This is a genomic window from Streptomyces coerulescens (assembly GCF_042657965.1).
Classification (GTDB): Bacteria; Actinomycetota; Actinomycetes; order Streptomycetales; family Streptomycetaceae; genus Streptomyces; species Streptomyces coerulescens.
On the sequence record NZ_JBHSKM010000024.1, the window covers coordinates 215,074 to 241,247 of the forward strand.

21 protein-coding genes are annotated in these 26,174 nt (G+C 71.8%); 8 read left to right on the forward strand and 13 right to left on the reverse strand.

The features are described 5' to 3' along the window. Nucleotides 1-12: 12 nt before the first annotated feature. On the reverse strand, nt 13-1,305 hold the full coding sequence (locus ACFPQ9_RS30510) for an SUKH-4 family immunity protein (RefSeq protein ID WP_380860451.1): 1,293 nt from the start codon (nt 1,303-1,305) through the stop codon (nt 13-15). A 242-nt stretch (nt 1,306-1,547) separates the two neighbouring features. Here ACFPQ9_RS30510 and ACFPQ9_RS30515 point away from each other — a divergent pair, with 242 nt between their 5' ends. The 3 genes from ACFPQ9_RS30515 (at nt 1,548) to ACFPQ9_RS30525 (ending at nt 7,208) form a co-directional block, all read left to right on the forward strand. After that, the gene (locus ACFPQ9_RS30515; RefSeq protein ID WP_380860454.1) at nt 1,548-3,884 is read left to right on the forward strand and encodes a glycosyl hydrolase family 95 catalytic domain-containing protein; all 2,337 of its coding nucleotides are present in this window, start codon (nt 1,548-1,550) and stop codon (nt 3,882-3,884) included. Between the two features lie 37 nt (nt 3,885-3,921). After that, nucleotides 3,922-5,814: a glycoside hydrolase family 97 protein gene (locus ACFPQ9_RS30520; protein ID WP_380860457.1), complete on the forward strand. Its 1,893-nt coding sequence runs from the start codon at nt 3,922-3,924 to the stop codon at nt 5,812-5,814. Nucleotides 5,815-5,975: 161 nt separating this feature from the next. Further along, nucleotides 5,976-7,208, forward strand: a complete 1,233-nt coding sequence (locus ACFPQ9_RS30525; protein WP_380860460.1) for a glycoside hydrolase family 88 protein — start codon at nt 5,976-5,978, stop codon at nt 7,206-7,208. Nucleotides 7,209-7,240: 32 nt separating this feature from the next. Here the strand turns inward: ACFPQ9_RS30525 and ACFPQ9_RS30530 are convergent, their stop codons facing one another. Continuing rightward, nucleotides 7,241-8,518: an alginate lyase family protein gene (locus ACFPQ9_RS30530; protein WP_380860463.1), complete on the reverse strand. Its 1,278-nt coding sequence runs from the start codon at nt 8,516-8,518 to the stop codon at nt 7,241-7,243. Nucleotides 8,519-8,733: 215 nt separating this feature from the next. Between ACFPQ9_RS30530 and ACFPQ9_RS30535 the strand changes: the two genes are divergently transcribed. Both ACFPQ9_RS30535 and ACFPQ9_RS30540 read left to right on the forward strand, forming a co-directional pair. After that, nucleotides 8,734-9,129: a luciferase domain-containing protein gene (locus ACFPQ9_RS30535; protein WP_380860466.1), complete on the forward strand. Its 396-nt coding sequence runs from the start codon at nt 8,734-8,736 to the stop codon at nt 9,127-9,129. A 48-nt stretch (nt 9,130-9,177) separates the two neighbouring features. Further along, nucleotides 9,178-9,384, forward strand: a complete 207-nt coding sequence (locus ACFPQ9_RS30540; protein WP_380860469.1) for a three-helix bundle dimerization domain-containing protein — start codon at nt 9,178-9,180, stop codon at nt 9,382-9,384. Nucleotides 9,385-9,411: 27 nt separating this feature from the next. Here the strand turns inward: ACFPQ9_RS30540 and ACFPQ9_RS30545 are convergent, their stop codons facing one another. The 5 genes from ACFPQ9_RS30545 to ACFPQ9_RS30565 form a co-directional block, all read right to left on the reverse strand. Continuing rightward, nucleotides 9,412-9,627 (reverse strand): hypothetical protein, encoded by a 216-nt coding sequence (locus tag ACFPQ9_RS30545; protein WP_380860472.1) that lies wholly within the window; start codon nt 9,625-9,627, stop codon nt 9,412-9,414. Nucleotides 9,628-9,676: 49 nt separating this feature from the next. After that, nucleotides 9,677-11,773: a HelD family protein gene (locus tag ACFPQ9_RS30550; RefSeq protein WP_380860475.1), complete on the reverse strand. Its 2,097-nt coding sequence runs from the start codon at nt 11,771-11,773 to the stop codon at nt 9,677-9,679. Between the two features lie 155 nt (nt 11,774-11,928). After that, on the reverse strand, nt 11,929-13,464 hold the full coding sequence (locus ACFPQ9_RS30555) for a serine/threonine-protein kinase (RefSeq protein WP_380860477.1): 1,536 nt from the start codon (nt 13,462-13,464) through the stop codon (nt 11,929-11,931). After that, nucleotides 13,461-14,255: a serine/threonine protein kinase gene (locus tag ACFPQ9_RS30560; RefSeq protein WP_380860480.1), complete on the reverse strand. Its 795-nt coding sequence runs from the start codon at nt 14,253-14,255 to the stop codon at nt 13,461-13,463. Before ACFPQ9_RS30560 ends, ACFPQ9_RS30555 begins: the two co-directional genes overlap by 4 nt. 216 nt (nt 14,256-14,471) lie before the next feature. After that, a complete protein-coding gene (locus ACFPQ9_RS30565) occupies nt 14,472-15,080 on the reverse strand; it encodes a TetR/AcrR family transcriptional regulator (protein ID WP_380860483.1) in 609 nt (202 codons plus the stop codon). Between the two features lie 99 nt (nt 15,081-15,179). Between ACFPQ9_RS30565 and ACFPQ9_RS30570 the strand changes: the two genes are divergently transcribed. Further along, nucleotides 15,180-15,617 (forward strand): nuclear transport factor 2 family protein, encoded by a 438-nt coding sequence (locus ACFPQ9_RS30570; RefSeq protein ID WP_380860486.1) that lies wholly within the window; start codon nt 15,180-15,182, stop codon nt 15,615-15,617. Next, on the forward strand, nt 15,614-16,480 hold the full coding sequence (locus ACFPQ9_RS30575) for an NAD(P)H-binding protein (protein ID WP_380860489.1): 867 nt from the start codon (nt 15,614-15,616) through the stop codon (nt 16,478-16,480). The genes ACFPQ9_RS30570 and ACFPQ9_RS30575 overlap by 4 nt, the downstream gene beginning before the upstream one ends. 15 nt (nt 16,481-16,495) lie before the next feature. Here ACFPQ9_RS30575 and ACFPQ9_RS30580 read toward each other — a convergent pair whose 3' ends face one another. From ACFPQ9_RS30580 to ACFPQ9_RS30605, 6 genes are all read right to left on the reverse strand, one after another. Further along, nucleotides 16,496-16,714 carry a hypothetical protein gene (locus ACFPQ9_RS30580; RefSeq protein ID WP_380860492.1) on the reverse strand — a complete coding sequence of 73 codons (219 nt, stop codon included), beginning with the start codon at nt 16,712-16,714 and terminating at the stop codon, nt 16,496-16,498. After that, a complete protein-coding gene (locus ACFPQ9_RS30585; protein ID WP_380860495.1) occupies nt 16,639-18,531 on the reverse strand; it encodes an oxidoreductase in 1,893 nt (630 codons plus the stop codon). The genes ACFPQ9_RS30580 and ACFPQ9_RS30585 overlap by 76 nt, the downstream gene beginning before the upstream one ends. 26 nt (nt 18,532-18,557) lie before the next feature. Beyond that, the gene (locus ACFPQ9_RS30590) at nt 18,558-20,087 is read right to left on the reverse strand and encodes an aldehyde dehydrogenase family protein (protein WP_380860498.1); all 1,530 of its coding nucleotides are present in this window, start codon (nt 20,085-20,087) and stop codon (nt 18,558-18,560) included. A gap of 132 nt (nt 20,088-20,219) precedes the next feature. After that, nucleotides 20,220-21,113, reverse strand: coding sequence for a 4-hydroxy-tetrahydrodipicolinate synthase (dapA, locus tag ACFPQ9_RS30595; protein WP_380860501.1), 894 nt, complete (start codon nt 21,111-21,113; stop codon nt 20,220-20,222). 39 nt (nt 21,114-21,152) lie between these two features. Continuing rightward, nucleotides 21,153-22,541 carry a flavin monoamine oxidase family protein gene (locus ACFPQ9_RS30600; protein WP_380860504.1) on the reverse strand — a complete coding sequence of 463 codons (1,389 nt, stop codon included), beginning with the start codon at nt 22,539-22,541 and terminating at the stop codon, nt 21,153-21,155. A gap of 125 nt (nt 22,542-22,666) precedes the next feature. Continuing rightward, nucleotides 22,667-24,043: an MFS transporter gene (locus ACFPQ9_RS30605; RefSeq protein ID WP_380860507.1), complete on the reverse strand. Its 1,377-nt coding sequence runs from the start codon at nt 24,041-24,043 to the stop codon at nt 22,667-22,669. A 275-nt stretch (nt 24,044-24,318) separates the two neighbouring features. Here ACFPQ9_RS30605 and ACFPQ9_RS30610 point away from each other — a divergent pair, with 275 nt between their 5' ends. Next, complete coding sequence (locus tag ACFPQ9_RS30610; RefSeq protein WP_380860510.1) at nt 24,319-26,166, forward strand: helix-turn-helix domain-containing protein; 1,848 nt, start codon at nt 24,319-24,321, stop codon at nt 26,164-26,166. Nucleotides 26,167-26,174 lie beyond the last annotated feature (8 nt).

Sequence of the window (26,174 nt, forward strand, 5' to 3'; positions counted from 1 at the left end):
GGTGCCGGTGGCCTAGTAGCCGTCGACACCGATCTCGGTGATCCCCGCGTACAGCCAGCTCCACAGGATGCCGCTGGGTGCCTCGGGGGCGAACAGGCCAGGGGCCAGTTCCGCCATCTCCTCCAGGAAGACCCGCGCCACCGCGTCCTGGTCCCCCTCCACCGGGTAGGGGTGCCAACAGGCGTTGCCGTAGCGGTAGACGGCTTCCAGGACCCGGGTGAAGACGTCGAGGTCCGGGGCCAGGGCGACGAGCGTTCCCTCCGTCGGGCCCTCCAGTCCGCTCCAGATGTGGACGCTCCCGTCGTGGCGGTGCAGATACAGCTCGCCGTACTCGCACGTGCCCAGGGCGATCAGGTCCCCGGCGGCCGTGCCGTCGGGCAGGCCGTCCTCGGGCAGGTCGTCCGAGGGGAGCATGGCGTCGGCCGGAAGGGTCTCGTATTCGGCCATGCCGCAGATCCACCACGAGGGCAGACCGATCTCCCGCAAGTGCCGTCTGCTGTCCTCGTGTTGGAGCCCTGCGGGCAGGTCGTCCTCGGTCAGGCGCACCACATGCCGCTCCCCGAAGGCGTCGTCGACCCGGGCCGCCGTGAGCGGTCCCGTCGGCCGTCGCGGCTCGGGTGCGGGGCCCGGTGGCGGTTCCTCGCAGGACGTGGAGTCGATGCCCGTCCCGCGCGGCCAGTCCCGCAGCACGTCGGCGTCCGTCTCGATGACCGCGATCCCGTGCGGGCTCTGGATCAGGTGCCGGGTCCTGCTGCCGTCGACGGCGAACGCGGCCGCCCCCTCCCAGTCCTCCGGTGCGGTCAGTGCCCACTCGTGCAGCGCGGGCGCGTCGAGTGCCGCGCGCGGCAGGTCCGCGTCCGACAGGGCCTTCTCGTCCTCGACCGGCACCCTCCGCCCCGTCTCCGCGTCCAGCAGGAGCGGACCGCGCCAGTCGACCACCTCGATGAGCTCCCTGCCCTCGTGCAGACGGCGGCGCACCTGGTAGTAGTCCCCGTTCAGGCTCGGGTGGGCCGTGAACCAGTTGGCCGGACGCCACCACGCCCACACCGTCCGCCAAGGCATGCCGGGTTCGGCCTTCACCACGGCCTCGGCGTACTCCTCGTGCCCCGTCGCGACGGCCGCGAAGTGCAGCCAGGAGGCGAACTCCGCCGACGGCACGTCCGCGCCGCCGAAGATCGCCTCGGCCTGGAGGAACACCTCGCGCCCCACGCCCACCGCGTCGGCGATGCGGTCGCGCACCTCGGTGCGGTCGGCGGTCGACAGCCGGGCGGGATCGGCCAGTACGTCGTCAAGATCCATGGACATGCGGTCATCGTGTCACCCACCACTGACAACACGACCTGGGCAGTCTTCCCACTCTTTCAATACATCGGATGGGTCAGGAAGATGGACGGTGTTCACCGACGTAGGCGCCATGGTCAGCCCTGGTAATCGGCCGAATTCCCTCTACTCTTGGTGCGGTTGAGGTCGTTGACAGGTTCCCGGGGCCTGCTAGGTTCCGCGATACACCCGATGTATCGGTGATCCGTCAGGTTTGGAGGACTGGGATGACCTCACAGCCGGAGCAACGTTCGAAGGTGGCCCGAAGAGCCGTGCTCGGCAGCGCCCTCGGCGGCGCGGCAGCCGCGGCCCTGCCCGGGACGGCCCACGCCGGGGAGGCCTTACAGGCGGATCCGTCCGCCGCCGACGCCCCTTCGGCCCGGGCCGGCGGACGCCCGTGGAAGCTCCGTAACACGATGAACGGCGACGGCGCCTGGGCCGGCTTCCTGCGTGGCCAGGACCTGCTGTGGTCCAGATTGCCCACCCGCTGGTACGAGGGCCCGTTCCTCGGGGACGGGCTGCTCGGCAGCATGGTCTACCAGGAGCCGGGCGCCAACCGCATCCGCTTCACCGTCCAGCACGGCCGGGTCCAGGACCACCGGCCCCAGTTCGGCAGCGGCTGGGGCACCTGCCGGCTGCCGGTCGGACACCTCACGCTCGATCCCGTCGGCACCGTCACCGCCGTGAACTGGCGGCTGAGCCTGTGGAACGCCGAACTCACGGGCACCGTCACCACCACCGCAGGCACCCTCACCCTCGCCGCCCTCGTCCACGACGAGGTCCTGGCCGTCCGTGCGACGGCCGACGGCGGCGAGCGGGTCACCTGGACCTTCCACCCCGAGGAGGCCGTCAGCCCGCGCAAGATCAGCGAGGCCCCGCCCGCCGGCTACACCGCCAACCCGCCCTGGACCACGCGGACCGCACCCGACGGCACCGAGCAGGTCCTGCAGCCCCTCACCGGCGGCGGCCGGACCGCCACCGCGTACCGCAGGGGCGACGACGAACTACTGCTCTCCGTCGGCCACAGCTTCCCCTCCACCACCGCCGCCGAGGCCGACTCCCTGCGCAACCTGCGCCGCGCGGCGTCGTACGACGCCGCGCGGCGACGGCACACCCGCTGGTGGCGCGCCTTCTACCGGAAGAGCTTCATCTCGTTCCCCGACCAACGACTCCAGAGCTTCCACTGGATCCAGCTCTACAAGGTCGCCTCCGCGAGCCGCGCCGGCGGCCCGGTGATGGCCACGTCCGGCCCCTGGCTGGAGCCCACGCCCTGGCCCGCGGTCTGGTGGAACCTCAACGTCCAGTTGGAGTACTGGCTCATCCACGGCTCCAACCACCTGGAACTGGACGCGCTCGCCACCACCGTGCGCCAGAACCAGGAACAGCTCATCGCCAATGTGCCCGCCGCCTATCGCACGGACAGCTCCGGAGTCGGCCGCAGTTCCGACATGTTCGCCAACCGTGGTGTGGGACAGCCGGGCACGGGCGCCGAGACCGGCGACCTCACCTGGGCGCTGCACAACGTGTGGCTGTCGTACCGCCACTCCATGGACAAGGCGCTGCTGCGCGACACGATCTTCCCGGTGCTGCGCCGGGCGATCAACTACTACCTGCACTTCCTCACCCCGGGCAGCGACGGCAGGCTGCATCTGCCGAGCACCCTCTCGCCCGAGTACCCCGTCGTACCGCCGCAGGACACCAACTACGACCTCGCCCTGATCCGCTGGGGCTGCCGGACGCTGATCGAGTCCGCCGAACTGCTCGGCGTGGACGACGAGTTGAGGCCGCGCTGGCAGGAGGTGCTCGCCAAGCTCACGCCCTACCCCGTCGACGACAACGGCTTCATGATCGGTGGCGACACCCCGTACGCCCAGTCCCACCGCCACTACTCGCACCTGCTGATGGTGTACCCGCTCCACCTCGTCAACTGGGACCAGCCGGAGAGCCGTGAGCTGATCACGAAGTCGGTCGAGCACTGGCACGCGCTCACCGGGGCCCACCGCGGGTACAGCTACACCGGGGCCGCCTCCCTCTACGCGATGACGGGGGACGGTGACACCGCGATCGGCTATCTGCGGAAGTTCTTCGACCCCGCCACCCGCTTCCCCTGCCAGGCCAACACCCACTACACCGAGGCCGGTCCGGTCATCGAGACACCGTTGTCCGCCTCGCAGTCCCTGCACGACATGTTCTGCCAGAGCTGGGGCGGGGTGATCCGCGTCTTCCCGGCCGTCCCCACCGACTGGGCGGATGTCACCCTGCACGACTTCCGCACCCAGGGCGCCTTCCTGATCAGCGCGGTCCGCAAGGCAGGGGTCACCCGGTTCATCCGGATCAGAAGCCTGGCGGGCGAGCCGCTCCACCTGCGCCACGGCCTCACCGGCAGGCTCACCGTGCTCCTCGACGACGGCACCCCGGCCCGCACCCGCGACCTCGGCGACGGCACCCTCGCCATCGACCTGCCCAAGGGCCGGGAGGTCCTCGTCCACGCCGGTGCCCGCCCAGACCTGGTCATCGCACCCGTCGCCGTCGCGGAACCGGGCCCGGCCTGGGGACTTCCGTAACCACCGCCCGATCGCACGCACCACGAGGAGGGTTCACATGGGGGTTCCCCTCAGGACCGCGGTCGCCGCGCTCTGCGCCGGGCTGGTGGCCACTTTTCTCACGACCGAGCCCGCACGGGCCGACCCGCGCGAGCACACCTGGACGGTATCCGGCCCCGGCGCGCATCAACCGGCGGCGCGGATCCGGCTGGACGACACGACCGGCGCCGTCAGTCTCTCGGTCACCCGCGGCGGCCGTACGGTCATCGAGCCGTCGCCCGTCGGCATCGTCACCGAACAGGCCGACCTCTCCAAGGACCTGCGCTTCCTGGACCGGAAGGACCGGAGGATCGACGAGCGGTATCGGACGAGGTCCGGCAAGCGACTGGACCGCCGGGTCCGTATGAACGAGACCCGGCTGTCGTTCGCCACCTCGACCGGCGCCCGGCTGGACCTCGTCGTCCGCGCCTCCGCCGACGGCGTCGCCTACCGCTACGTCCTGCCCGGCGGCCACGGCGACGTACTCGGGGAGACCTCCGCGTTCCACCTGCCGGCGGACGCCCCCGCCTGGCTCGGCACCTACCGGGTCGACAACGAGGGCCAGTTCGTGCGGTACACCGCCGCCGGGGCACCCACCGGCGAGTACTCCGACCAGGCACTGTTCGAGACGAACGGCGGTTACACCCTGCTCGCCGAGTCCGACCTCAGCGGCGCCTACTCCGGCGCCCGACTCGCCCACACCCAGGGCACCGGCACCTACCGCATCGAACTCGCCGACGACCGCATCGACACCGACGGGCCCCTCGCCACCCCCTGGCGGGCGATGATCACCGGCGACCTCGCCACCGTCACCCGCTCCACCCTCACCGACGACCTCGCCCCCGAATCCAAGGTCCCCGACACCTCCTGGATCAGGCCCGGCACCGTCCTGTGGACCTGGCTCGCGGGCGGCAGGGAGGCGGGCCAGAGCCTCGCCGCGCAGAAGGCGTACGTCGACTACGCCGCCGAGCGGAACTGGCCGTACGAGGCCGTCGACGCGGGCTGGTACTACAAGCCCGGCGCGTGGGAGACCGTCGATCCCGACTGGCAGACGAACAGTTGGATGCCGGAGCTCGTGCGCTACGCGCGGGCCAAGGGCGTGGGCATCGTCGTCTGGATCCACCAGCGAGAACTCGACACCCCCGAGGAGCGCGACCGGTGGCTGCCCACCCTGGAACGGTGGGGAGTCGAGGGAGTCAAGATCGACTTCATGAACTCCGAGGCACAGCCCATGCTCCGCTGGTACGACACCGTTCTCGCGGAGACGGCGGCCCACCACCTCATGGTGGACTTCCACGGCTCCACGATCCCCAAGGGCATCCAGCGCACCTGGCCCCACGTCATGACCCTGGAGGGCGTCGCCGGAGAGGAGAAACGCACCAACACCGCCGCCCATCTGACCACCCTGCCCTTCACCCGCAATGTCATCGGGTCCATGGACTTCACCCCGGGCGCCTTCCACCGCGTCGGGCTGCGCCCCAACTCCGATGCCGCCGAGGTCGGGCTGACCGTGGCCTATGAGTCGGGCCTCCAGATGTTCGCCGGCACCCCGCAGTCGTACGACCAACGGCCACTGGCCCGCGCCTACTTCGACCAGGTTCCGGCGGCCTGGGACGACACCCGTCTGCTCGCCGGACGGCCGGGCGAGGAGGCCGTGCTCGCCCGGCGCGGCGGTGACCGCTGGTTCATCGGCGGCGTGTACGCCGGTGCCGCCCGCACCGCCGAGGTGCCGCTCGACATCGGAGCGGGGCGCTGGCTGGTCGAGACGATCGAGGACGGCGCCGACGGACTCGTGCGGCGCCGGCAGGTCCTGCGCGGCGGCGACACGTTCGCCGTGGATGTCGTCGCGGGCGGCGGCTTCGCCTCGCTCGCCTGCCGTTGGCGTCCGGGCATCACGACCTGTCACCGCTGAGTACGGCGGTCCCGGCGGGCCGCACGCACTGTGGCCCGCCGGGACACGCACTCGACTGGGTTCACGTGGATGAACATCACTCATGTGGGTGTACAGGCAAGTGTCCGTCGTGCAAGGCTCGGTCAACTCCGTTCTCCTGTTGACCAGTTGGAGGGACCGCCATGACTGTTTCCCGGCGAACTGTGCTGGCCACGGCGGCCGGTGCCGCAGCGATAGGGGCGTCCTCGACGCCGGCAGTGGCCGCGGACGTGACCGCCGGCCGTGCACCGGTACCGACCCTGCGCAAGCTGCGCTCCGCGGCCGACTACGCCGTCGACAAACTCCACACCGTGGCACCGACGGTGACCGCCTTCCCCGTCGGCACGAAGTTCGAGAAGTGGACCTACTCGCAGAACGGCGACTGGGTCGGCGGGTTCTGGCCCGGCACGCTGTGGATGGCCTGGCTGTACAGCGGGGACGACGCCTTCCGCACCCGGGCGCTCGCCTCGGCCGAGAAGCTGGCCCCCCGTCAGAACGACACCGGCACGCACGACCTCGGATTCCTCTTCTACCCGTCCTGGGTCACCGCCTGGCGGCTGACGGGCGACGACAAGTGGCGCACCGGCGCACTGCGGGCGGCCGACTCGCTGATCCAGCGGTACAACCCGCGCGGCCGCTTCATCAGAGCCTGGGGCGCCCTGAACGACAGCGGAAACGCGGGCCGGGTCATCATCGACACGATGATGAACCTCGACCTGCTGGCCTTCGCGAGCGGTCAGACCGGCGACGCCAAGTACCTGGACATCGCCGTGGCGCACGCGAAGACCGCGCAGCGGGTCTTCCCGCGCGCGGACGGATCGACCCCGCACGTCTACGACTTCGACCCGGCGAGCGGCGCCCCGATCGGCCCGAACACCGTGCAGGGCTACAGCCCCACGTCGTGCTGGTCGCGCGGCCAGGCGTGGGGCTTGTACGGCTTCATGACCATGTACCGGCGCACCGGGAACGCCGAGTTCCTCGCCACGGCCCGCAAGCTCGCGGACTACGCCATCGGGGTCCTCACGCCGGACCACGTCCCCGTCTGGGACTACCTGGCCCCGCAACAGCCGTACGACATCAAGGACGCCTCCGCCGGCGCGATCATGGCATGCGGTCTGCTCGACCTGGCCGCGGCCACCGGCCGGCAGTCCTACCGTGAGGTGGCGCTGCGGCTGCTGACCGCGCTGGCGGAGACCTGTCTGACGCGTAACTCGGCCCGCGCGGACGCCGTCGTCGCCCGGTGCACGCGCAACCGGCCGAGCGAGGACGGCGTCGAGATCTCCCTCCCTTATGCCGACTACTACCTGCTGGAAGGCGTCCTGCGGGTGCTCCGCCCGCAGGACGTCGACCGGGCGATCGACCTGTCCACGGTCTGAACGGCCCTCGCGGGCGGACCGGCCGGCGCCGGTCAGCCCGCGATCGAGTCCAGCTGTTCCGCCGCCGGGCGCAGGGCCCACAGGTCACCGCCCGGCGGCTCCTGAAGCAGCGGTACGGCCCGCTGCGCCTGCCGGTCCCCGGCGTCGGCGGCGGCATGGACGACGTCGGTCGCCGCGAACCTGTGGAATTCCAGCTCGGGATGGGGCCATGCGGCGGCGCCCGTAGCTGCGGGCAGCAGATAGTCCACCGCCTTGAACAGGCTCTGTCCCTCAGGCCCTCGGTAGGCCCACAGGTTCACGCCGACGTGCCGGCCGATGGCCGCGAGCCGGGTGTAGGCGACCAGGTCGAAGGTCGAGTAGTGCCAGCTCCTGGTGCGGGTCAGCTCCTGGGGCTGGCTGCCGTCGGCGGCGATCTGCGGCGCGATGCGCCTGGTCCGGGAGTCCAGGACCGTCCGGCGGGCCAGGTCCTTGTCGCCGGTCGCGTAGGCGAGGGTGGCGAGCTGCATGTCGTAGAAGGTGCCGTGGTTGTTGGTGGCGGCGGCCTCCTGCTTGCCGAAGTCGCTGTTCTTGAGCCAGTCACGGAAGTCGGTGTTCCACTTGGCCATGGCGGTGCGGTCCCTCGCACTCCAGCCAGGGGCGCCGGTCTCCAGGAGGGCGATGGCGTCGCTGACGCTCGTGTACGACTGCGAGAAGTCGATGATGCCGATGGCCCGGCCGTCGTACTTGCACGGGATGAACTGCGCGTGGTTCAGGTGGGGGTTCATGCGGGTGGCCGGATCGAGGAACCAGGTGCGCAGCACCTGCCCCGCCTTCTCGGCGTACCGCTCGTCGCCGGTGTAGTACCAGGCGAGGGACAGGTCGTAGGCGGAGTCGAAGGTCTTCTCGACGTCCTGGCGGTCGGTGCCGGAGTCCACCTCCGGGTTGCGTTCGCCGTCGCGTTGCACATAGGGGCAGCCCCAGGGGTTGTCCTGGGTCGGCGCCTTGGAGGGCCACCAGTAGGGGGCCTGGCTGAGGTAGTCGTGGACGTCGCCGCCGGGCGCGGGCCGGGGTTTGTCGACGACGGTCCACGGTCCCTGGTTCAGCCATTTGTCCGCGCGGGCCGTCAATGCCCCCACCACACGCTGGAGTTGGGGGTCGCCCCGATCGAGGCGGATCTTGGTCTGCTGGAGCCGGGCGCCGTCCAGGACGGCGGTGTGCGGGACGCGAGGCGTGTGCCGTGACGCCGCGTCGGCCGTGGCGGCGGGGACGGCTCCCGCCGTGAACGCGGCCAGGGCCACCAGCAGGACGCCCGGTCGGGGTTGTGCTCTCATGTCCGCCCTCCATGCCGTTGTTCATGCCATGCCGTTCCGCATGATTGTCAGATATATGAACAGCATTCATATGTGCGAGCGTGCTGCGCGTGAGCATGACATGGCGGTCCGGGGAGGGGAAAGGGGTGTGCCGGATCCGGTCAATCGCGCGAACACAACGGTTAACTGATCCTCACCTTCTGGTGACCACGGGGTGAGGGGTGAATGATGGGCGCATGACGTTGGCCGCGCGAGCCTTCGCGCAATTGGCGACCTGGCCCGACCTCACCGAGGTGGAACCGAGCTGCGGAACCGGCCGGGCACTGGCCGCAGCTCACGGCGACATCGCACACTTCCATTCCGACCGGGACCTCGACCTCTGCCTCACGGCACGGGTCATCCGACGGTTCGAGGAACACCTCCGGGCCGCGACCGCGGTCCGGCTGGTGCCCGGCTCGCACTGGGTGACGGTGCGCATGGAGGTCGTGGCGGACTTCGACCTGCTGATGACCTTGGTGAGCCTCGCGCTCCGGGCCCAACAGACCTGGCCGCTTCCCGATCACGAGCCACACGCCGGATGCAATGACCTGCGCAGCGCGGTTGTAGCGCGCCAAAGTCTCGGCGCAGACTGAGATTCGGGGCTTCCCGGCAGGTCGTACAGGCTTTGGGCACGGTGCACTGTGGCTGACAACGCACGCGAAGAGGACGCCATACGCGCAGTGGTGGAACGCCTGAAGAGCGCTTTCGGCGCCACGCACAGCCCGGCCGAGGTCGAGGAGGTCGTCTCGAAGGCGCATGCGACCTTCGCGGGCCGACCGGTGCGCGAGTTCGTTCCCGTACTGGTCGAACGCAGGGCCCGGATCATCCTCAGCGAATCGGCGGGCTGACGGGGCCGGACAGGCCCGCGGCCTTCGCTACCGTTCCCAGCCGTCCGGCCCACTGCCGCGCCACTCGATCAGCGCGGACCGGCGGACCCAGTCGTCGTCGACATCCTCCAGGCCCGCCAGGCGCAGGAATTCGACGACGTCGAGCAGGCCGTACGCCATGCCCACGAACCGGTCGTCGACCCGGACGCGTCGCCCGCCGTCCGCGGCGAGTGGGTAGACGACGATCGGTTGCGCGGCGGCCATGGCACCAGGGTGCGGCCGACACCGGGCGGGCGCATGCGGAGCGCGCGCGTCACCCGGGGCGGACGGTGATCGTGCACAGCCGCTTCGTGGCCCTGGTGAGGCTCACATAGAGGTCGCGTTCCCCGCTGCCACGTGCCGCGACGATCTCGTCCGGGTCGATGACGACGACGCCGTCGAACTCCAGGCCGCGCGCCTGGGACGCCGGTATCAATTGCGCCCATCGTGTGATCCCCGCCGAGCGCAGCCCGTCGGTCCGGGCGTCGGCGCAGATCACTCCGAGCAGCTCACCGGGGTGCTCCGCCGTCTGGGTCCGGAGTTCCTCGGCCAGGGTGGCGGTGAGGCTGTCCGGGCGGGCGGTGAGGACACGAGGAGCCTCGCCGTGCCGGATCGAACGGCTGGGCGTCTGACCCGGAGCGATCCGGGCGAGAAGATCGCCGGTGGTCTCCAGGATCTCCTGCGTGGTGCGGTAGCCGACGGTCAGGGTGTGCAGGTCGAACCGCGGGCCGAGGGCCGGACCGAGCGCCTCGGACCAGGTCCGTGCGGTCGAGGCGGGGCCCGCCTGGGCGAAGTCCCCCACCAGCGTCATCGACCTGGCCGGGCACCGGCGGACGACCATCCGCCACTGCATACCGGTCAGCTCCTGCGCCTCGTCCACGACGACATGCCCGTACGTCCGCCGGGGTGGCCCCTCGACCAGGCTCGCCGCCTCGTCGAGCAGCGGCACGTCCGCGTCGGACCAGGGCGCGTCCGGTGCGCGCAGCAGCAGCGCCCGCTCCTCGCCGGTGAGGTGCGCGAGGTGCTCGGCCGGCGCCGCGGGGTCCGTCAGCAGCGCCCGTACGACGTCCTCGGGCGCGAGCCGCGGCCACAGCGCCTCCACGGCGAGGTCCACATGGGCATCGTCCAGGAGGCCGGCCCGCACGGCGTCCGCGTCGAACGCGTCCGCCGGTGCGGCGGCCGGCCCGTCGTCGAAGCCGAGGTTGCGCAGGTCCTCCGCCGCGGCCCGGTCCAGGTCGAGGCCGGTCGCCGCCGCCACTTCGGCGTCGATGCGCTCCAGGGCCTCCACGGCCCCGCGCTCCACGAGGTCGGTGACCGCGTCGATCAGGAGCCCCTTGAAGATCTGCCGGGCGCGATTGTGTCCCAGGCCCGAGGCCACGGCGCCGTCCCGGGCCCTGACGACGTCCCGCTCCGGCAGCCGCACCCATTCCTGCCCCAGCCGGACGGTGAAATCGCCGGCCGCCGCCTGCCGGCCGCGCACCAGCCGGGCCAGCGCCTCCGCCAGCACCGAACTCCCCTTGAGTCGTGCCACTTCCCCGTGCTCGACCGCCTGCGGCTCGGTCCCGGCCAGCTCCTCACAGGTCGCCAGGACGACATCGTTCTCGCCGAGCGAGGGCAGCACCTGGGAGACGTAGTCCAGGAAACGCGCGTTCGGCCCCAGCACCAGGACACCGCGCTCGGCCATGCGCGGAAAGGCGTACAGCACATACGCCGCCCGGTGCAGGGCGACCACCGTCTTGCCCGTGCCCGGTCCGCCCTGCACCACCGTCACTCCGCGGTGCGGCGACCGGACGATCGCGTGCTGTTCCGTCTGGAGCGTCGCGACCGCCGCGCCCATCCGCCCCGTCCGCCGCGCCTGGAGGACCTCCGCCAACGGGTTGTCGTCCAGGACGTCGTCGGCGGTGGCGGGGGAGGTGTCGAGCAGTTCGTCGCTCACCGCGCGGACCGTGCGGCCGTCCACCCGCAAGTGACGGCGCCGGCGCAGTCCCATGGGATGGAGCGTCGTCGCCTCGTAGAACGGCCGCGCCGCCTCCGCCCGCCAGTCGACGAGCAGCGGCAGGTCGAGGCCGTCCGTGTGCAGTCCGAGCCGGCCGATGTGCAGGGAGCTCCCCTCCGCACCGTCGATCCGGCCGAAGACCAGCCCCGTCTCGGCCGCCTCCAGCCGGCGGACCTCCGCCGTCCAACGCTCGGCGGCGAGATCACGCTCGTACACCTCCCGCCCGCTGCCGGCGCTGTCGACCGGTGACCTGAGCACAGCCGCAAGCTGTCGCCGCGCCTCGCCCACGCGTTCGTCGAGCAGGTCGTACACGGTGGTCACATGGTCCTGCTCCGCCTTCACCTGGCGCGCGGCACCGTCGCCGAACTGCGACAACAGGGGGCCTCCTCTCGGTGCGGCTCACCACTATGCGGTCGGACCGCCGCAAAGGTAAGTCTTGACTTACCTGCGGGCGTCAGCCGCCCGGAGCCGCCGGCTCCCCTCCCTCTCCAGGGTTCGGATCGTCTCCACTGTGCGGATCGGGGGCTTCCTCACCGCTCATAGGCGGCGAGGAAGCGGAGCACCTTGTCGACGTGCGGCTGCACGCGCTCGGGGACACCGCGCTCCTCGATGACGGTGCGGTCGCTGGTGCGGTAGCCGGCCGCGATCAGCGCGGGGAGGTCCTCGGCAGGCAGATGGGCCTTCTTGAACTGCTGGTCGAGCCAGCACACGTACAGGCTCATCGTGGAGATCGCGTCCGCAGGCGACCGGTAGTCCTTGTCCCCGTCGCCGTCACCGTCCACCGCCCAGGCCCGGAACACCGACGGCGTCCACATGGCGATGCCGTACTCCTCGGCCTCCGGACGGGCCGCGTTCACGTCGAACCCGCTCTCCGCCTTGACCAGGGCGGCCAGCAGCGCGGGTGTGACCTCCTCGTCGGTGCAGCGCCGGGCGGCGTCGACGAGGACGGGGCGCAGCGCCTCGGGCACGTCGGAGTCCTCCGGGATCTCCCCGGCGGCGGCGATCGGCGCGCCGGTGACGGTGGCCGGCGCCTCCCGCCTCGGGGCGTCACCGCCGTCGCCGCCGCCGAGCAGCGCGAACCCGGCCACGGCGGCGGCCGCCACCCCGACGACCGACAGCGCCGCGATCGGCAGCAGCCGGCGTCGGCCACGTGTCCCGGAGAGCTGTCCGATCCGGGTCACGAGGCTCGCGGCGGTGTGGGGGAGGCGGGTGGTGTGGTCCGGCGCCAGACAGTCCCCGATGAGCCGGCGCCAGTTCTCGTCGAGTCCGGCGTCCAGGCGCAGCGGTGCGGTGCCGCGGGCGTACGCCTGGGCGGCGAGGGAGCGGGCGCGGGCGGTGGCGCCGGGGAACGGGTGAAGGCCGCCGGTGAGCACCTGGTGGGCGAGGACGCCGAAGGCCCAGATGTCGGCGGTCGGCCGTACCACCGTGCCGTCGGCTCCGGTGCGCTGGGACCACCACTCGGGCGGCAGGTGGTCGAGCGTGCCGAGCGGGGGCAAGTGGGCGTGGGTGCCGTCGAGTTCGGTGGCGAGGCCGAAGTCGGCGAGCCAGACCTCGCCGTCCGCGCCCTGCAGCACATTGGCGGGCTTGAGATCGCCGTGCACCCACCCGGCGCCGTGCATATGGGCCAGCCCGGCGGCGACGCCGCGCAGGATCCGCACCGCCTCCGGTACCGGGCGGCCGGTCACGGCGGAGTCCAGCACCTGGCGCAGACTGGCCTCGGCACGGTCCATGACGAGCGCGAGCGCCCCGTCCAGCGCGGGCAGGTCCGGCGCCTCGACGGTGCATACGGCCCGGGTCCGTACGAGGTGCGGATGGTCCGCCTCGGCGCTGAACCGCACCTCACGCGCGACCAGTTCACCGAGCGCGGCCCGCTGACCGGGGGCCAGGGCGCCGGTCGGCAGCACCTTCACCGCGGCCGTCGTGCCGTCGGTGACCGAGCGGGCCTCGTACACGGTGCCCCAGCCGCCCGAGCCGATGACCGCGCCCAGTTCCCAGCCGTCGACCCGGAATCCCGCCGGCAGCCGCGGCGCGGTCAGGGCGCTGTCCTCGGCGCCCGGGAAGGTCATGCGCCGGTCCCCTGCGGCACGGCCCGCTTGCGGGACGGCAGCAGCGCGAGATGTTCCTCCCGCACCAGGCCGAAGCGCAGGGCGAGGGAGGCCAGCCTTGCGCGCTTGGCGCCGGTACGGCCGTTGCCCTCGGCTCCGGGGTCGTCGCCGACGTCCAGGCGCAGCTTCGCGAAGGCCAGATAGTCGATGTGGTAGTTCACGGCGGAGCGGGTCAGACCACGGCAGCTCTCCAGCGGACGCAGCCGCTCCGCGATGTCCCCGGCACCCGGCAGCGCGGCGTCCGACACCTCGCGCAGCCGCGGCTCGCACAGCGCGACCAGCACCAGGAAGTACTTGGCCGTCACGTCGAGGGCGTAGGGGTGCACGGTCTGCTCGCCTGCACCGGGCGCCGACCGCTCGTCCAGATAGGCGTGCTGCGGGGCGAACACCTTGAAGTCGACGGTCCCGTTCAGCGCGGGCAGGACGACCCGGGAGAACTCGAAGGGGACCGGCGCGCCGAGCCGCCCGGGCGCGACGGTGAGGTATTCGCCGGCGCCCTCCAGATTCTCCACCACATACGCGGTGTCACGGCTGAAGTTCGAAATCCGCCAGTAGTCCTCGGCCGCCTCCAGCCGACCCGCCCGCCGCGAGATCCCGGGATCGGGCAGGACGATGGCGACACCCCTGCCGCCCGGCAGCCCCCGCCCGAAATCGGCCATGTCGCCCGGGCCCATGTGCAGCAGTTCGGACTTGCCCGCCCCGGGGGCCGCCGGCCCCGAAGGGCCGGGCGGCTGCACAATGATCGTTTCCATGCCGGCTCTCCCCCGAAATGGTCGTCAGGTCTCCACGGGCGGCTCCGGTGGCCGCCGTCCCGGCGAATGGCGCGTGTACGGCTGCCGCGCTCCCGCCGACGGCGGATGGTCGGTCCGCCCAGGTCGCAGCAACACCGAGAGCATCACCGCTCCCGGCGGCCACCGCAACCACCTGCGCCGGTGCCGCCGCCCTGTGTCCATCTTTCCCGACGCCGATCATGTCTGTGCAGTTCCCGGCCCGCGTGCGCAGACGACCTTGCGGGCGTAGTCGGCCAGTTGGGTCCGCAGGAGCTCGCGTGGGACACCCTCCTCGCCGGCCAGGCGCTCGACGAGGTCGGCTCGGACGGCGGCGAGCAGGGCGTGGGCCGTGAAACCGGGGTCGGTGACGTCGGGGATGTGCTCCAGCGCGGACCGGAGCAGATGGTGCCATCGTTCGTAGTGCCCGGCCCGGTACGGGCTGCTGCTCCCGTGCTCCTCCAACGCCAGCACGAGACGCCGGTTGTCGAGCTTGAAGCACAGCACGGCGTCGAGCAGCGCGGGCACCCGCTCCTGCGGCGGGGTGTCGGGCCCGAGAGGCGGCGGGCCCGATTCCACGGCCTCGCGGACCGGTTCGAGCCGGGCCTCGTACAGCGCGCGCAGCAGACCGGCGCGGTCGCCGAAGGCGCGGAACACGGTCCCCTTGCCGACCCCGGCCGCCGCCGCGATGTCGGCCATCGTGAGGTCCTCCGGGCTCTCGGCGCCGGCGAAGAGAGCGTCGGCGGCCTCCAGAACGGCCTGCTGGTTGCGGGCAGCGTCCTTGCGGGCTCTGCGCTCGGGCTCGGGCACGTGCCTCCTCCAACTCCTCCGATTGAAAAACGGACCCGTAGTCCGTATCGTCGATCGAAGCGGACCCGTGGTCCGTATTGTATGAGACGGAGGATACCCATGTCCGTACCCGTAGCGATCTCTCCGGCGGAGCTGTACCGGCACAGCCTGCGGCTCCTGCTCGACAAGGACATTCCCGGCTGGACCGGCCTGTGGGCCGAGGACGGCGTCATGGAGTTCCCGTTCGCACCCCCGGGCCGGCCCGCGCAGCTGGAGGGGAGGGAGGCCATCGCCGAGTACATGCGGCCCTACCCGGACCACATCGACCTGCACGACTTCCCGGAGGCCGATCTGCGGATCCACGAGACCGTCGACCCGCGCACCGTCGTGGTCGAGATGCGCGGCGTCGGCCGGCTCGTGGCGACCGACGGTCCCTTCGACATGAAGTACATCGCCGTCGTCACCGTCGAGGGCGGGCGCTTCACCTCCTACCGCGACTACTGGAACCCGCTCGCCGTCCTCGAACCCGGCGTCGACTTCTCCGGGAGCACCCGATGACCGGGCCCGACGCCGTTCCTGCCCTCGGCATCACCCTCGTCATCGGTGCCACCGGGACCACCGGCAGCCGCACCGCGGCCCGGCTGACGGCCGCCGGCCACGCGGTCAGGGCTGCCAGCCGCAAGGCGGCACCCGTGCCCGGAGCCGAGCCGGTCCGCTTCGACTGGTACGACCCCGGCAGTCATCCCGCCGGCCTCGACGGAGTCGACCGCGTCTACGTGATCCCGCCCGTCGGCGACCCCGACCCCGCGGCGGTGGTCCTGCCCTTCCTGCGCCGGGCCCGTGCGGCCGGCGTGCGGCGCGCGGTCCTGCTCAGCGCCTCGTCCATCCCGGAAGGCGGGCCGGCCGTGGGGCAGGTGCACGCGGCGCTGCCGGGCATCTTCGACGAGTGGGCGGTGCTGCGGCCGTCCTGGTTCATGCAGAACTTCACCGGCGACCACCCGCACGCCACCGGCATCCGCACCGAGGGCCTCATCCGCACGGCCGCCGGCACCGGCCGCGTCGGCTTCGTCGACGCCGAGGACATCGCGGCCGTCGCCTTCCACGCCCTCACCGACGACCGCGCCCCCGACACCGACCTCGTCCTCACCGGACCCGAGCCGCTCGGCTACGACGACATCGCCACGGTCATCACCGAGGTCACCGGCCGGCCCGTGGCCCACCGGCCGCTGTCCTACGAGGAGTTGCGCGACCGGCTCGCCGCTCAGATGCCGGAGGAGTTCGCCGCGATGCTCGCGGACATGGACCGGGCCATCGCCGGGGGAGCGGAGGACCGAGTCACCGACTCCGTCCAACGACTCACCGGCCGCCCTGCGGGAAGCTTCCGGGCCCTCGTGGAACGGGAGTTGCGTCCCCTCGTATGACGGGGCGCCCCGGAGTCAGATCGTCCGGCACAGACGCGCGGCGTCCAGCATCGCCGCATGGACGTTCCGGCTCGTCACCGCGTCCCCGATCCGGAACAGACGGAAAGCACCCTCAGGGTTGCGCACCACCCCCTGGGGTTCGCCGGCCAGGAGGTGGGTCAGGTCGACGGCTCCCAAGTTGGTGGAGGAGCCGAGCAGTTCGTCGTAGAGCTCACGGACGGGGTCGGTGCCCATCTCGGCCACGACGGCGTCGAAGGTGCGGCGCTCCCGGAACGGGAAGCCGTCCATGCCGAGTTCGGCCTCCAGGCCGCCCCGCGCACTCCTGGTGACCCCGTGCAGTCGGCGCAGGAGCGTGACCGTGACACCGCTCTCCGCCAGCGAGTGGAAGTAACCGGACGCCGTGAGTGACCCCACATCGGGCGAGAGGGGCGCTCGGGCGTGACGATCTCGACCTTCGTGCCCTCCCGGACCAGGGCCTCCACCGCGTCGAGGGCCTGGTTGCCGCCGTGGTCGTCGTAGACCAGCACACGGCCACGCGGCCGCCGGGCCCCGGCGAGCACGTCCCAGGTGTCGTGGACCAGGTCCGCCCCGGGGATGCGAGGGGCCGCGGGCGTGCCGCCGGTCGCCACGATCACGTCGTCCCACCGCTCGTCGAGAAGCGTGTCGGCGTCGACGTAGGTGTTCAGCGTGATCGGCACGCCCAGCCGGGCGAGTTCGTCTGTCCTCCAGTCGACGATGCCCCGCAGGTCGCGGCGCCGAGGCGCCTTCGACGCCAGCAGCAACTGGCCGCCCACCTTGTCGGCGGCCTCGAAGAGGCGCACGTCGTGGCCGCGTTCGGCCAGCACACGGGAGGCCTCCAGGCCGGCCGGCCCGGCTCCGACCACCGCGATCCGCCGAGCCGTCCCGGCGGGGATGATCCGCTGCGGCACATCGAGCTCGCGTCCGGTGGACGGGTTGTGCATACAGAACGCCGCGCCGGACGCGTAGATGCCGTCGATGCACATGTTGGCGCCGACGCACGGCCGGATCCGGTCCGCGCGGCCGTCGCGGACCTTGTTCGGCAGTTCGGGGTCGGCCATCAACGCCCTGGTCATACCGACCAGATCGAGGAGCCCCTCCGCGACGGCGTACCGCGCCGTGGCCACGTCGCTGATACGGGCCGCGTGCATCACGGGAACCGACAGCTTCTGCTTGATCCGCCCCGCGAACTCCAGGTGCGGGGAGGCGGGCGTGGACATGGGTGGGATCGTGCGCGCCAGGTCCGCGTCGGTGCCGATGGAGCCCTTGATCAGGCTGATGAAGTCGACACCGGCGGCGGTGATGTCGTCGGCGATGCGCAACGCCTCACCCGTCTCCAGACCGCCCTCCCGCTCCTCGTCGAAGGTCATGCGCGCACCGATCAGGAAGTCCGGACCGACCGCTTCGCGTACGGCACGGATGACCTGGAGCGGGTAGCGCATCCGGTTCTCGTACGAGCCGCCGTACTCGTCGTCGCGGTGGTTCCAGAACGGCGTCCAGAACGAGTCGAGGAGATGGCCCCACGCCATGAGCTCGATGCCGTCGAGCCCCGCCGACCGACAGCGCTGGGCGACCTCGACGAAGTCCCGCAGCACTCGGTCGAGGTCCCACTGCTCGGCCGCCTTGGCGTACGCGCGATGTGCGGGCTCGCGGACGTCGCTCGCCGAGATCGCCGGCAGCCAGGTGTCGGTGTAGTTGCTGGTGCGATGGCCGAGGTGGGTCAGCTGGGTCATCACCGCCGCGCCCTGCTCGTGGACCTCGTCGGCGAGGCGGCGCAGCCAGGTCTCCGACTCGTCCTTCCACAGCTGGAGGTTTCCGAAAGCGGGCGCGCTGTCCCGGCTGACCAGCGCACTCCCGCCGATCATGGTCAGCGCGACCCCGCCGCGGGCCTTCTCGACGTGGTAGGCGCGATAGCGGTCCTTGGGCAGGCCGTCCTCGCTGTAGGCCGGCTCGTGGGACGTGCTGACGATGCGGTTGCGCAGCGTCAGGTGCTTCAGGACGAACGGGCTCATCAGAGGGTCGTCGGCGCTCACGGCACACCTCCTTTGGTCGGACGGGATCATCGCCCGTGGTTGTGCATGACGTGCTTGGTCCGCGAGTAGTCGTCCAGGGCGTACAGCGACAGGTCCCGGCCGTAGCCGGACCCCTTGAAGCCGCCCCAGGGCACTTCGCTCGCCAGCACCAGATGGGAGTTGACCCAGACGGTCCCGAAGTCCAGGCGCGCCGCGATGTCGTGGCTGCGGCGCGCGTTCTCGGTCCACACCGAGGCCGAAAGGCCGAGCGGTACGTCGTTGGCCCGCCGTACCGCCTCCGCCTCGTCGGTGAAGGTCTCGACCGTGACGACCGGGCCGAAGATCTCCTCGCGGGCGGCCTCGGCGCCCTCGGGGACGTCGACCAGCACGGTCGGGGCCACGAAGTAGCCGGGCCCTTCGAGGGGCCCGCCGCCCGTCGCCACGCGTAGGCCGTCCTCCTTCGCGCGCTCCAAGTAGCCCGTGACCCGGTCGAAATGGGCCTTCGAGACCATAGGGCCGACCTCGACGTCCTCACCGGCGGTCGGTTCGCCGACCACCAGGGCCCGCACCTCGCCGACGAGCCGCTCGACGAACTCCTCCGCGACCGACTCGTGCACGAGGATCCGGCAGGCGGCCCCGCACTCCTGCCCCGAGTTCCAGAAACCGGCGACGCGCAACGCCGACGCGGCGGCCGGGAGATCGGCGTCCGGGAAGATCACGACCGGGGCCTTGCCGCCGAGTTCGAGGTGCACCCGCTTGAGGCTGTCCGCCGCGGCCCGCGCCACGGCCCGACCGCTGTCGACCGAGCCGGTCAGGGCGATCATGTCGACGTCCGGGTGCTCCGTCAGCCGGGCGCCCGCGACCGGGCCGTACCCGGTCACCACGTTCAGCACGCCCGGCGGCAGGAGATCGCCGACCAGCTCCGCGAGCTTCAGGGTGGTCAGCGGGGTCTGCTCGGAGGGCTTGACGACCACGGTGTTGCCCGCGGCGAGGATCGGCGCGATCTTCCAGGCCGCCATGAGCAGGGGGTAGTTCCACGGGGTGATCACGCCGATCACTCCGAGGGGCTCCCGCAGGATGACCGAGAGATGGTTCTCGGCGTAGTCGCCGGCGGCCATCGAACCGGTCGCGCGCACCGCACCGGCCATGAAGCGGAACGTGTCGACGGTCATGGCGACGTCGTCCCGGGACACCGCGAGCGGCTTGCCGGTGTTCGCCGACTCCAGCCGGCTCAGCAGGTCGTCGTGCTCGGCCAGCCGGTCGGCGAGGGCGTGCAGCACCTCCGAGCGCTCCTTCGGCACCAGCCGTGCCCAGCTGTCCCTGGCCGCCAGGGCGGCCGCGACGGCTCGGTCGACGTCCGCAGCGGTGCCCTCGGGAATCCGGGCGAGGAGGGTTTCCGTGCTCGGGTCGACGACGTCGGTGAAACGGTCGCTCGACGCGTCGGGGGCAGCGCAGGTGCCCACGAACCGCCCGTCGACGAAGTGCCGGGCCGGCGGCAGGTCCGCCGGGGTGATCAGGGGCGGTGCGTCCGGCGTGCGGCGGACCGTGGCTGTCGTGAGGTCGGCGGAGGCGGTCATGAGGGTGACTCCCTGGATGTGGTCGGGTGGAACACCGGGAGCGGGCCCGGTGAGTTCGGGCGGCGGTCGACGACGTGCGCGTCGGCACGCCGCCGCGTGCGCGCGGCACACGCTCCGGAACGTGCCTCGGCGTCAGGCCGAAAGCCGCGGCAGCGCCCGCACCAGGGCGGCGATCCTGGCCGTCGTCTCCGCATCGAGGCCGAGCAGCGGCTCGCGCGGGCCGCCGACGGGGAACCCGGCCGCGTCCAGGGCGGCCTTGACCGCCGGGATGAACGGCGCGGACATGATCGCGTCCATCAGCGGATGGATCCGCGCCCATTCGGCCTGGGCACGGGCGAGTTCGCCGGCGCGCAACGCGCGGTCGATGGAGACGAGTTCGGCCGGCATCACGTTCGCGGTCCCCGCCATGACCCCGGCGGCGCCCTCGCAGATCGCGGTGAGCAGAAGGCTGTCCCAGCCGATGAAGGTGGAGATGACGTCGCCGTGACGGTGGATCAGCTGACCCGCCTGGGCCATGTCGGCACTGGTGTCCTTGATGTACCGGATGTTCTCGACCTCGCGGGCGAGCTCACCCACGGTGTCCGGTGAGAGGTTGACGCCGGTGGCCCCCGGCAGGTTGTAGAGCATGACCGGGATGTCCACGGCGTCGGCGACCGTACGCAGATAGCGCAGCGTCTCGTCGAGCGTGAGCGGTTCGTAGTACGGCGTGACCACCATCAGCACCGAGGCGCCGGCGGCCTGCGCGTGCCGGGACAGTTCGACGGCCTCCCTGGTGCTGAGCGCACCGGTCTGCGCGATCACCGGCACGCGCCCCGCGGTCTGGTCGATGACGGTCTCGACGAGATGCCGCCGCTCCGCGCCGGTCATCGCCGCGAACTCACCGGTGGAGCCACAGGCGACGACGCCGTCGACCCCGCCGTCGATGCTGCGGTCCACCAGGCGGCGCAGTGTCTTCTCGTCGATCTCCCCGTCCGGCGCGAACGGGGTGGCCAGGGCGGTCAGGACACCGCTCAGCTGTGACGACATTTCTTGCAACTCCTCGGATGAAGCGGGGATATGGGGTGCTCACGACGCGGCGTGCGCCGGCGTCAGACCGTGTCGCGCGCTCTGCCGGCCGGTCGCCAGCAGACTCCGCGCCTCCTGCGCGGCGGACAGACCGGTCTGGATCGCGGTCTCGGTGTAGAGGGTGCCGAGATAGTCGCCGGCCAGGAGGACGCGGCCGCTGCGGCGGGTCAGCGTCTGCTGGAGCCTGCCGCGGCCCGGGAAGCAGTACGGCGCACCCGTGGGCCAGCGCTGCACCTCGGCCTCGACGACATGGGCGGCGAAGCCGGGCAGCACCTGGTCCAGGTCGTCCAGGTAGATCCGGCGGATCGTGTCGTCGTCGTGCTCCAGCAGTTCGCGCGCCAGGCTCCCCGGCGAGAACGTCATGATGCTGCTGCCGGGCCGGCGCTCCCGCTCGTAACCGTGCACGACGTTCGACATGTTCAGCGCGACGTTGAAGGACCGCTTCGGCGTGGCGATGCCGTAGGCGTCGTCCCAGACCCGGCGCCCGGTCTCGTCGCTGAGGAACGCCGCGCTCACATAGGGTCCGTAGACGATCTTCGACAGGGCCTCGCGGACGTCGCGGTCGAGGTCGACGGCGATCCGGTGGCTGACGGTGGCCGGCGTCGCCAGGACGACGCAGCGTGCCTCGGCCTCCCGCTCCACTCCGTCCTGCCGGTAGCGGACGACGACGAAGTCCTTCTTCTGGACCACCTCGTCGACGGTCGCGTTGAGCCGCACCCGGTCCGACAGGGCCGCGGCGATGCTCTCGGTCAGGGTGGACGGACCGCCGAGGATGCTCTGCGAGAGACCGGCGCCGATGTTCCACACCAGGCTGAAGTAGCCGACGCCCGCACCGGCGGCGAGCTGGTCGATGTCCGCGGCCGAGCGGGTCACCGTGGGCTTGAACAGGGCTTCGGCGTCCTCGGGCAGATCTCCGATGAGGTCCTTGAAGGAGCGGTCGTTCATGAAGTCGTAGATCCGCTGCTGGCGCTGGGCCTCCGTCTCGCCCCGCCGCCGCTGCACGATCCGGGCGTAACGGGCCACGTGCAGGGCCACTTTGGCGCCGGCCCTGACCATGCCGACGCGTGCCGACATCGGCATCGGGATTCGGAACGGGTAGCTCTCCACCCGGCCCTTGAGCAGCAGCTTGCCGTTCATCGACAGGCCGGCCAGCGAGCCCGGCACCGCCACCGAGTCCACGCCGGTGTTGTCGAGCAGCCAGGACGTCGCCGAGTTCCCGCCGGCGTAGACGTGCCCGCCCCAGTTGAGCCAGTACGGTCCGCGGCGTTCCGAACGGATACGGCCGCCGACCCGTCCCTCGGACTCCAGCAGGAGCGTGTCCCAGTGCCGCAGTCGCCAGCCCGCGGACAGTCCCGCGATGCCGCCTCCCACGATCACTACGTCTTTCATCGGTGCCCTCCTGCGGGTTCACGGGTGAGGAACTCGGCGGCGCGCGGCGGCCGTTGTTCCCTGGACCTTCGGATGGATCGCGTCCGCCCGGGCCCCCACCGTGCGGTGAGGGCCGAGCAGGTCGTTCAGACGCTCGCGGGGCGGCCCGTCGGCTCGCTCCGAGCGGGCCTGGGGTCGAGTGCGGCGGCCTCGTGCAGGGCCATGCCGCGGGTCTCGGGCGCCCACAGGACGGAGACGACGGCACCGACGAGGCTGATGGCGGCCGCCGCGAGCATGGTGCCGCCGACACCCCAGCCGGTCAGGGCCATGGGGACGAGATAGGTACCGACGGCGGCGCCGATCCGGCTGGCCGAGGAGGCGAGACCGACGGCGGAGCCGCGTACCTCGGTCGGGAACAGCTCGTTGGGGTAGATCCACTGGAGGATCTGGGTGCCGCCGATGATGACCGCGTACAGGGCGAACAGGGTCATGATCACGCCCCAGGGGGCCTCGGGGAAGATACCGAGCAGCAGCAGGGCCAGGCCCGACCAGATGAAGCTGTGGATGACCAGCGGACGCCGGCCCACCCGGTTGACGAAGAACAGGGCGACCACACAGCCGACGAGGAACATCACGGTGATCATGGCCTCGCCGATGTTGGCCAGGCCGCCCTCCAACCGGAGCGCGTCCAGGATCTTCGGGCCGAAGGCGTAGATGGCGAAGAGCGGGACGATGGAACAGGTCCAGAAGACGGAGATGTAGAGCATCCGCCCGCCGTAGCCGGAGCGCACGATCGCCTTGATGTCGACGTTCTCGCGCTGCTCCGCCTCGTCCGGCAGGTCGGCGATCGTCACATCGGGGCCGTAGACCTGCTTGAGGACCTTCTCCGCCTCCTCGGTACGGCCCTTGTTGGCCAGCCAGCGCGGGGACTCCGGTGTGCCGTGGCGCAGCAGCACGATGATCGTGGCGGGCAGTGTGGCGCTGGCGAGCATCCACCGCCAGGCGTCGTCGCCGGTCTGGAGCAGGATCTCGCCGACGATGTACGCCACCGCGGCGCCGACGAACCACATGACGACCAGGCCGCCCAGCAGCGGTCCCCGGTACCGGCGCGGGGTGAACTCCGCCAGCAGCGAGGTGGCGATGGGATAGTCCGCGCCGACCGCCATGCCGATCAGCAGCCGCAGCACGAACAGCCACACCGGGTCGTCGGCCCAGAACTGGGCGAGAGAGCAGACGATGATGGCGATCAGGTCGATGGTGTAGAGCAGTTGCCGGCCGAACTTGTCCGTCAGCCAGCCGCCCACGAACGCGCCGAGGAAGATGCCGATGAGCGCGGACGCACCGATGAGGCCCTCGGCGGAGTCGGACAGATTCAGCTGTGGCGAGATCTGCACCATGGCGACGCCGATGATGCTCAGCACGTAGCCGTCGAGGAACGGGCCCCCGGAGGAGTACAGCGCCAGTTTCTTGTGGAAGCGCGACAGGGGCGCGTCATCCAGTCTGTTTCCTGCGTTCAGGGTCATCACAGCCTCCGGGAGCGGATCTCGGAACCGCCCTTGGAGGGCAGGCCCGGGCCGGTCGGGGTCGGGGTGCGGATTCGATGGCGCGAGTGCTGCCCGGGTGGGGGGCGGGCCGGGCTCGCCGATCGAGGCGAACTCGCGGTTTCTGGGGGACGCCGGCCACGTGGCCGCCGGATGGCAACGAAGTATGTGAAGGCGGCAGGCGGCCAACAATGCCTCCGAGTCCCGACCCGTCGCCGGGGTGTCTCCGAGTCAGAAGTTCGGCTACGGTTCCCGCCATGGCCGGCCGACCCCGCGACGCCGTCGTCCTCACCGCGGACGAACGGACCACGCTGCGAACGTGGACCCGCAGCCGCACCTGCTCCCAGGCCCGGGCCCTGCGGGCGCGGATCGTGCTGGCCTGTGAGAGCGAGCCCACCAACACGGGCGTGGCCAGGAACCTCGGCATATCCCGTGACATGGTCGCCAAGTGGCGTGCCCGCTTCCTCGCCGAACGCCTCGACGGCCTGGACGAGCAGCCCCGCCCCGGGCGGCCTCCCACGGCCGACGACGACACCGTCGCGCACGTCCTCGTCCGCACCCTCACCCCGCCGCCGACCGGTGCCAGGCAGGGCTGGTCGAGCCGTTCCATGGCCGCGGAGACCGGTCTGAGCCAGAGCACGGTGAGCCGGATCTGGCGCACCTACCGGGTCCGGCCGGCGGAGCGCGCCGTGGCGGGGCCGCGCCGGGCGTGGTCCCTGCCGGACCGGCTCGGGGAGGTCGTCGGTCTGTTCCTCGCCCCGCCGTTGTGCGTCCTCGCGGTGACGGCCCGGCCGGTGCGGGGCGCGTCCGTCCCCACCGCCGCCGTCGCCGACCGGCTCTTCGGCCAGGACCACGAGGCGGCTCATGTCCTCGCCGTGGCCTGCGCGTTCGCCGCGCTCCGGGGCGAACGACTCGGCGCGGACGCGCCCCGGACGGATCAGCCCGCCCTCCGCGCGTTCCTCGATCAGGTCAGGGCGGCGGCGGGCCCGGGGGAGACCGTGCACCTGCTCACGCACGGCGTGCCCACGGCCGCGTACGACGCCCTCGACGGGTCGGACCCGGCTGTACCCCCGCGGCTGCGCCGGTACCACGCACCCGATCCGGCGGCGTGGGCCGACGAGACCCGGCGCCTCCTCGCCGCCGACGGCCGGACCGGTCCGGACGCGGATCCCGACCCGCACCGCCTGCGTGACGCGCTGCTGACCTGGTCCACCACATGGACCCCCGTGACCACCCCGTTCACTCGGGTCGTCCCACCGCGCCCCTCCTACGACACCCCGGCCATCTGCGGGTCCGGCAACGACTCGGACGCCCGGGACGCGCGCGCACTCGGCACCTCCGCCGCTCCCGGAGCGCCGCGCATCACCCCTTCCGACGGTCCGCCGGGCGCCCCCGTCACCACCGATCCGGTCGTGGGTCTGCTGCGCGAGGCTCTCCTCGCCGGTGGCCACCGGCCGGGCGACCGCGTCCGTGAGGCGCCGCTCGCGGGCCGCCTCGGTCTCTCACGCCGGGCCGCACGCGCGGGCCTGCACGCGCTCGCGGAAGAAGGGATGCTCGACCTGCTCCCGGGAGGCGCCACCGCGATCCCCGCCGTCACGGCGAAGGACGTCCTCGACCTCTACGCCCTGCGGGCCAGCCTCGGCGCGCTGCTCATGCGCCGGATCGCCATGCTCGGCCGCGACAACCTCGCACCGGCCTCGGCGGCGCTCGCGGAGGTCCGCGCCGCCGCCCGGGACAACGACCATCTGCGCATACGGGAGGACGACCTGAGGTTCCAGGACGCGCTCGCGCGGATCGCGGACCTGCCGCAGGCCGCCCACACCTTCGAACGCCTCACGGCCCGGCTGCGCATGTTCGTCGCGGTCCTGGACATGAACTACAGCCAGGCCTGCGACACCATCGCCCATGAGGACGCCGCGGTGCACGACGCGCTGTGCGAGGCGGACGGCAACGAGGCGGCCCGGCTGTGGCGGGTGAAGATCGAACGTTGCGTCCGCTACATGATCGCCCAGCTTCCCGAGGACGACGTCGCCCCGTATCTGTGGACCACGTTGGCGGGCCGGCCCAGGATGCGCCCCGGTGAGTCGCGGGGCGTCGCGCACTGACGCGTCGC

What these genes read in the sequence shown, in the direction of transcription:
- ACFPQ9_RS30510 (WP_380860451.1), bottom strand. Translation starts at nt 1,305, where the DNA reads ATGTCCATGGATCTTGACGACGTACTGGCCGATCCCGCCCGGCTGTCG.
- ACFPQ9_RS30515 (WP_380860454.1), top strand. Translation starts at nt 1,548, where the DNA reads ATGACCTCACAGCCGGAGCAACGTTCGAAGGTGGCCCGAAGAGCCGTG.
- ACFPQ9_RS30520 (WP_380860457.1), top strand. Translation starts at nt 3,922, where the DNA reads ATGGGGGTTCCCCTCAGGACCGCGGTCGCCGCGCTCTGCGCCGGGCTG.
- ACFPQ9_RS30525 (WP_380860460.1), top strand. Translation starts at nt 5,976, where the DNA reads ATGACTGTTTCCCGGCGAACTGTGCTGGCCACGGCGGCCGGTGCCGCA.
- ACFPQ9_RS30530 (WP_380860463.1), bottom strand. Translation starts at nt 8,518, where the DNA reads ATGAGAGCACAACCCCGACCGGGCGTCCTGCTGGTGGCCCTGGCCGCG.
- ACFPQ9_RS30535 (WP_380860466.1), top strand. Translation starts at nt 8,734, where the DNA reads ATGACGTTGGCCGCGCGAGCCTTCGCGCAATTGGCGACCTGGCCCGAC.
- ACFPQ9_RS30545 (WP_380860472.1), bottom strand. Translation starts at nt 9,627, where the DNA reads ATGGCCGCCGCGCAACCGATCGTCGTCTACCCACTCGCCGCGGACGGC.
- ACFPQ9_RS30555 (WP_380860477.1), bottom strand. Translation starts at nt 13,464, where the DNA reads ATGACCTTCCCGGGCGCCGAGGACAGCGCCCTGACCGCGCCGCGGCTG.
- ACFPQ9_RS30560 (WP_380860480.1), bottom strand. Translation starts at nt 14,255, where the DNA reads ATGGAAACGATCATTGTGCAGCCGCCCGGCCCTTCGGGGCCGGCGGCC.
- ACFPQ9_RS30570 (WP_380860486.1), top strand. Translation starts at nt 15,180, where the DNA reads ATGTCCGTACCCGTAGCGATCTCTCCGGCGGAGCTGTACCGGCACAGC.
- ACFPQ9_RS30575 (WP_380860489.1), top strand. Translation starts at nt 15,614, where the DNA reads ATGACCGGGCCCGACGCCGTTCCTGCCCTCGGCATCACCCTCGTCATC.
- ACFPQ9_RS30580 (WP_380860492.1), bottom strand. Translation starts at nt 16,714, where the DNA reads ATGGGCACCGACCCCGTCCGTGAGCTCTACGACGAACTGCTCGGCTCC.
- ACFPQ9_RS30590 (WP_380860498.1), bottom strand. Translation starts at nt 20,087, where the DNA reads ATGACCGCCTCCGCCGACCTCACGACAGCCACGGTCCGCCGCACGCCG.
- dapA (WP_380860501.1), bottom strand. Translation starts at nt 21,113, where the DNA reads ATGTCGTCACAGCTGAGCGGTGTCCTGACCGCCCTGGCCACCCCGTTC.
- ACFPQ9_RS30600 (WP_380860504.1), bottom strand. Translation starts at nt 22,541, where the DNA reads ATGAAAGACGTAGTGATCGTGGGAGGCGGCATCGCGGGACTGTCCGCG.
- ACFPQ9_RS30605 (WP_380860507.1), bottom strand. Translation starts at nt 24,043, where the DNA reads ATGACCCTGAACGCAGGAAACAGACTGGATGACGCGCCCCTGTCGCGC.
- ACFPQ9_RS30610 (WP_380860510.1), top strand. Translation starts at nt 24,319, where the DNA reads ATGGCCGGCCGACCCCGCGACGCCGTCGTCCTCACCGCGGACGAACGG.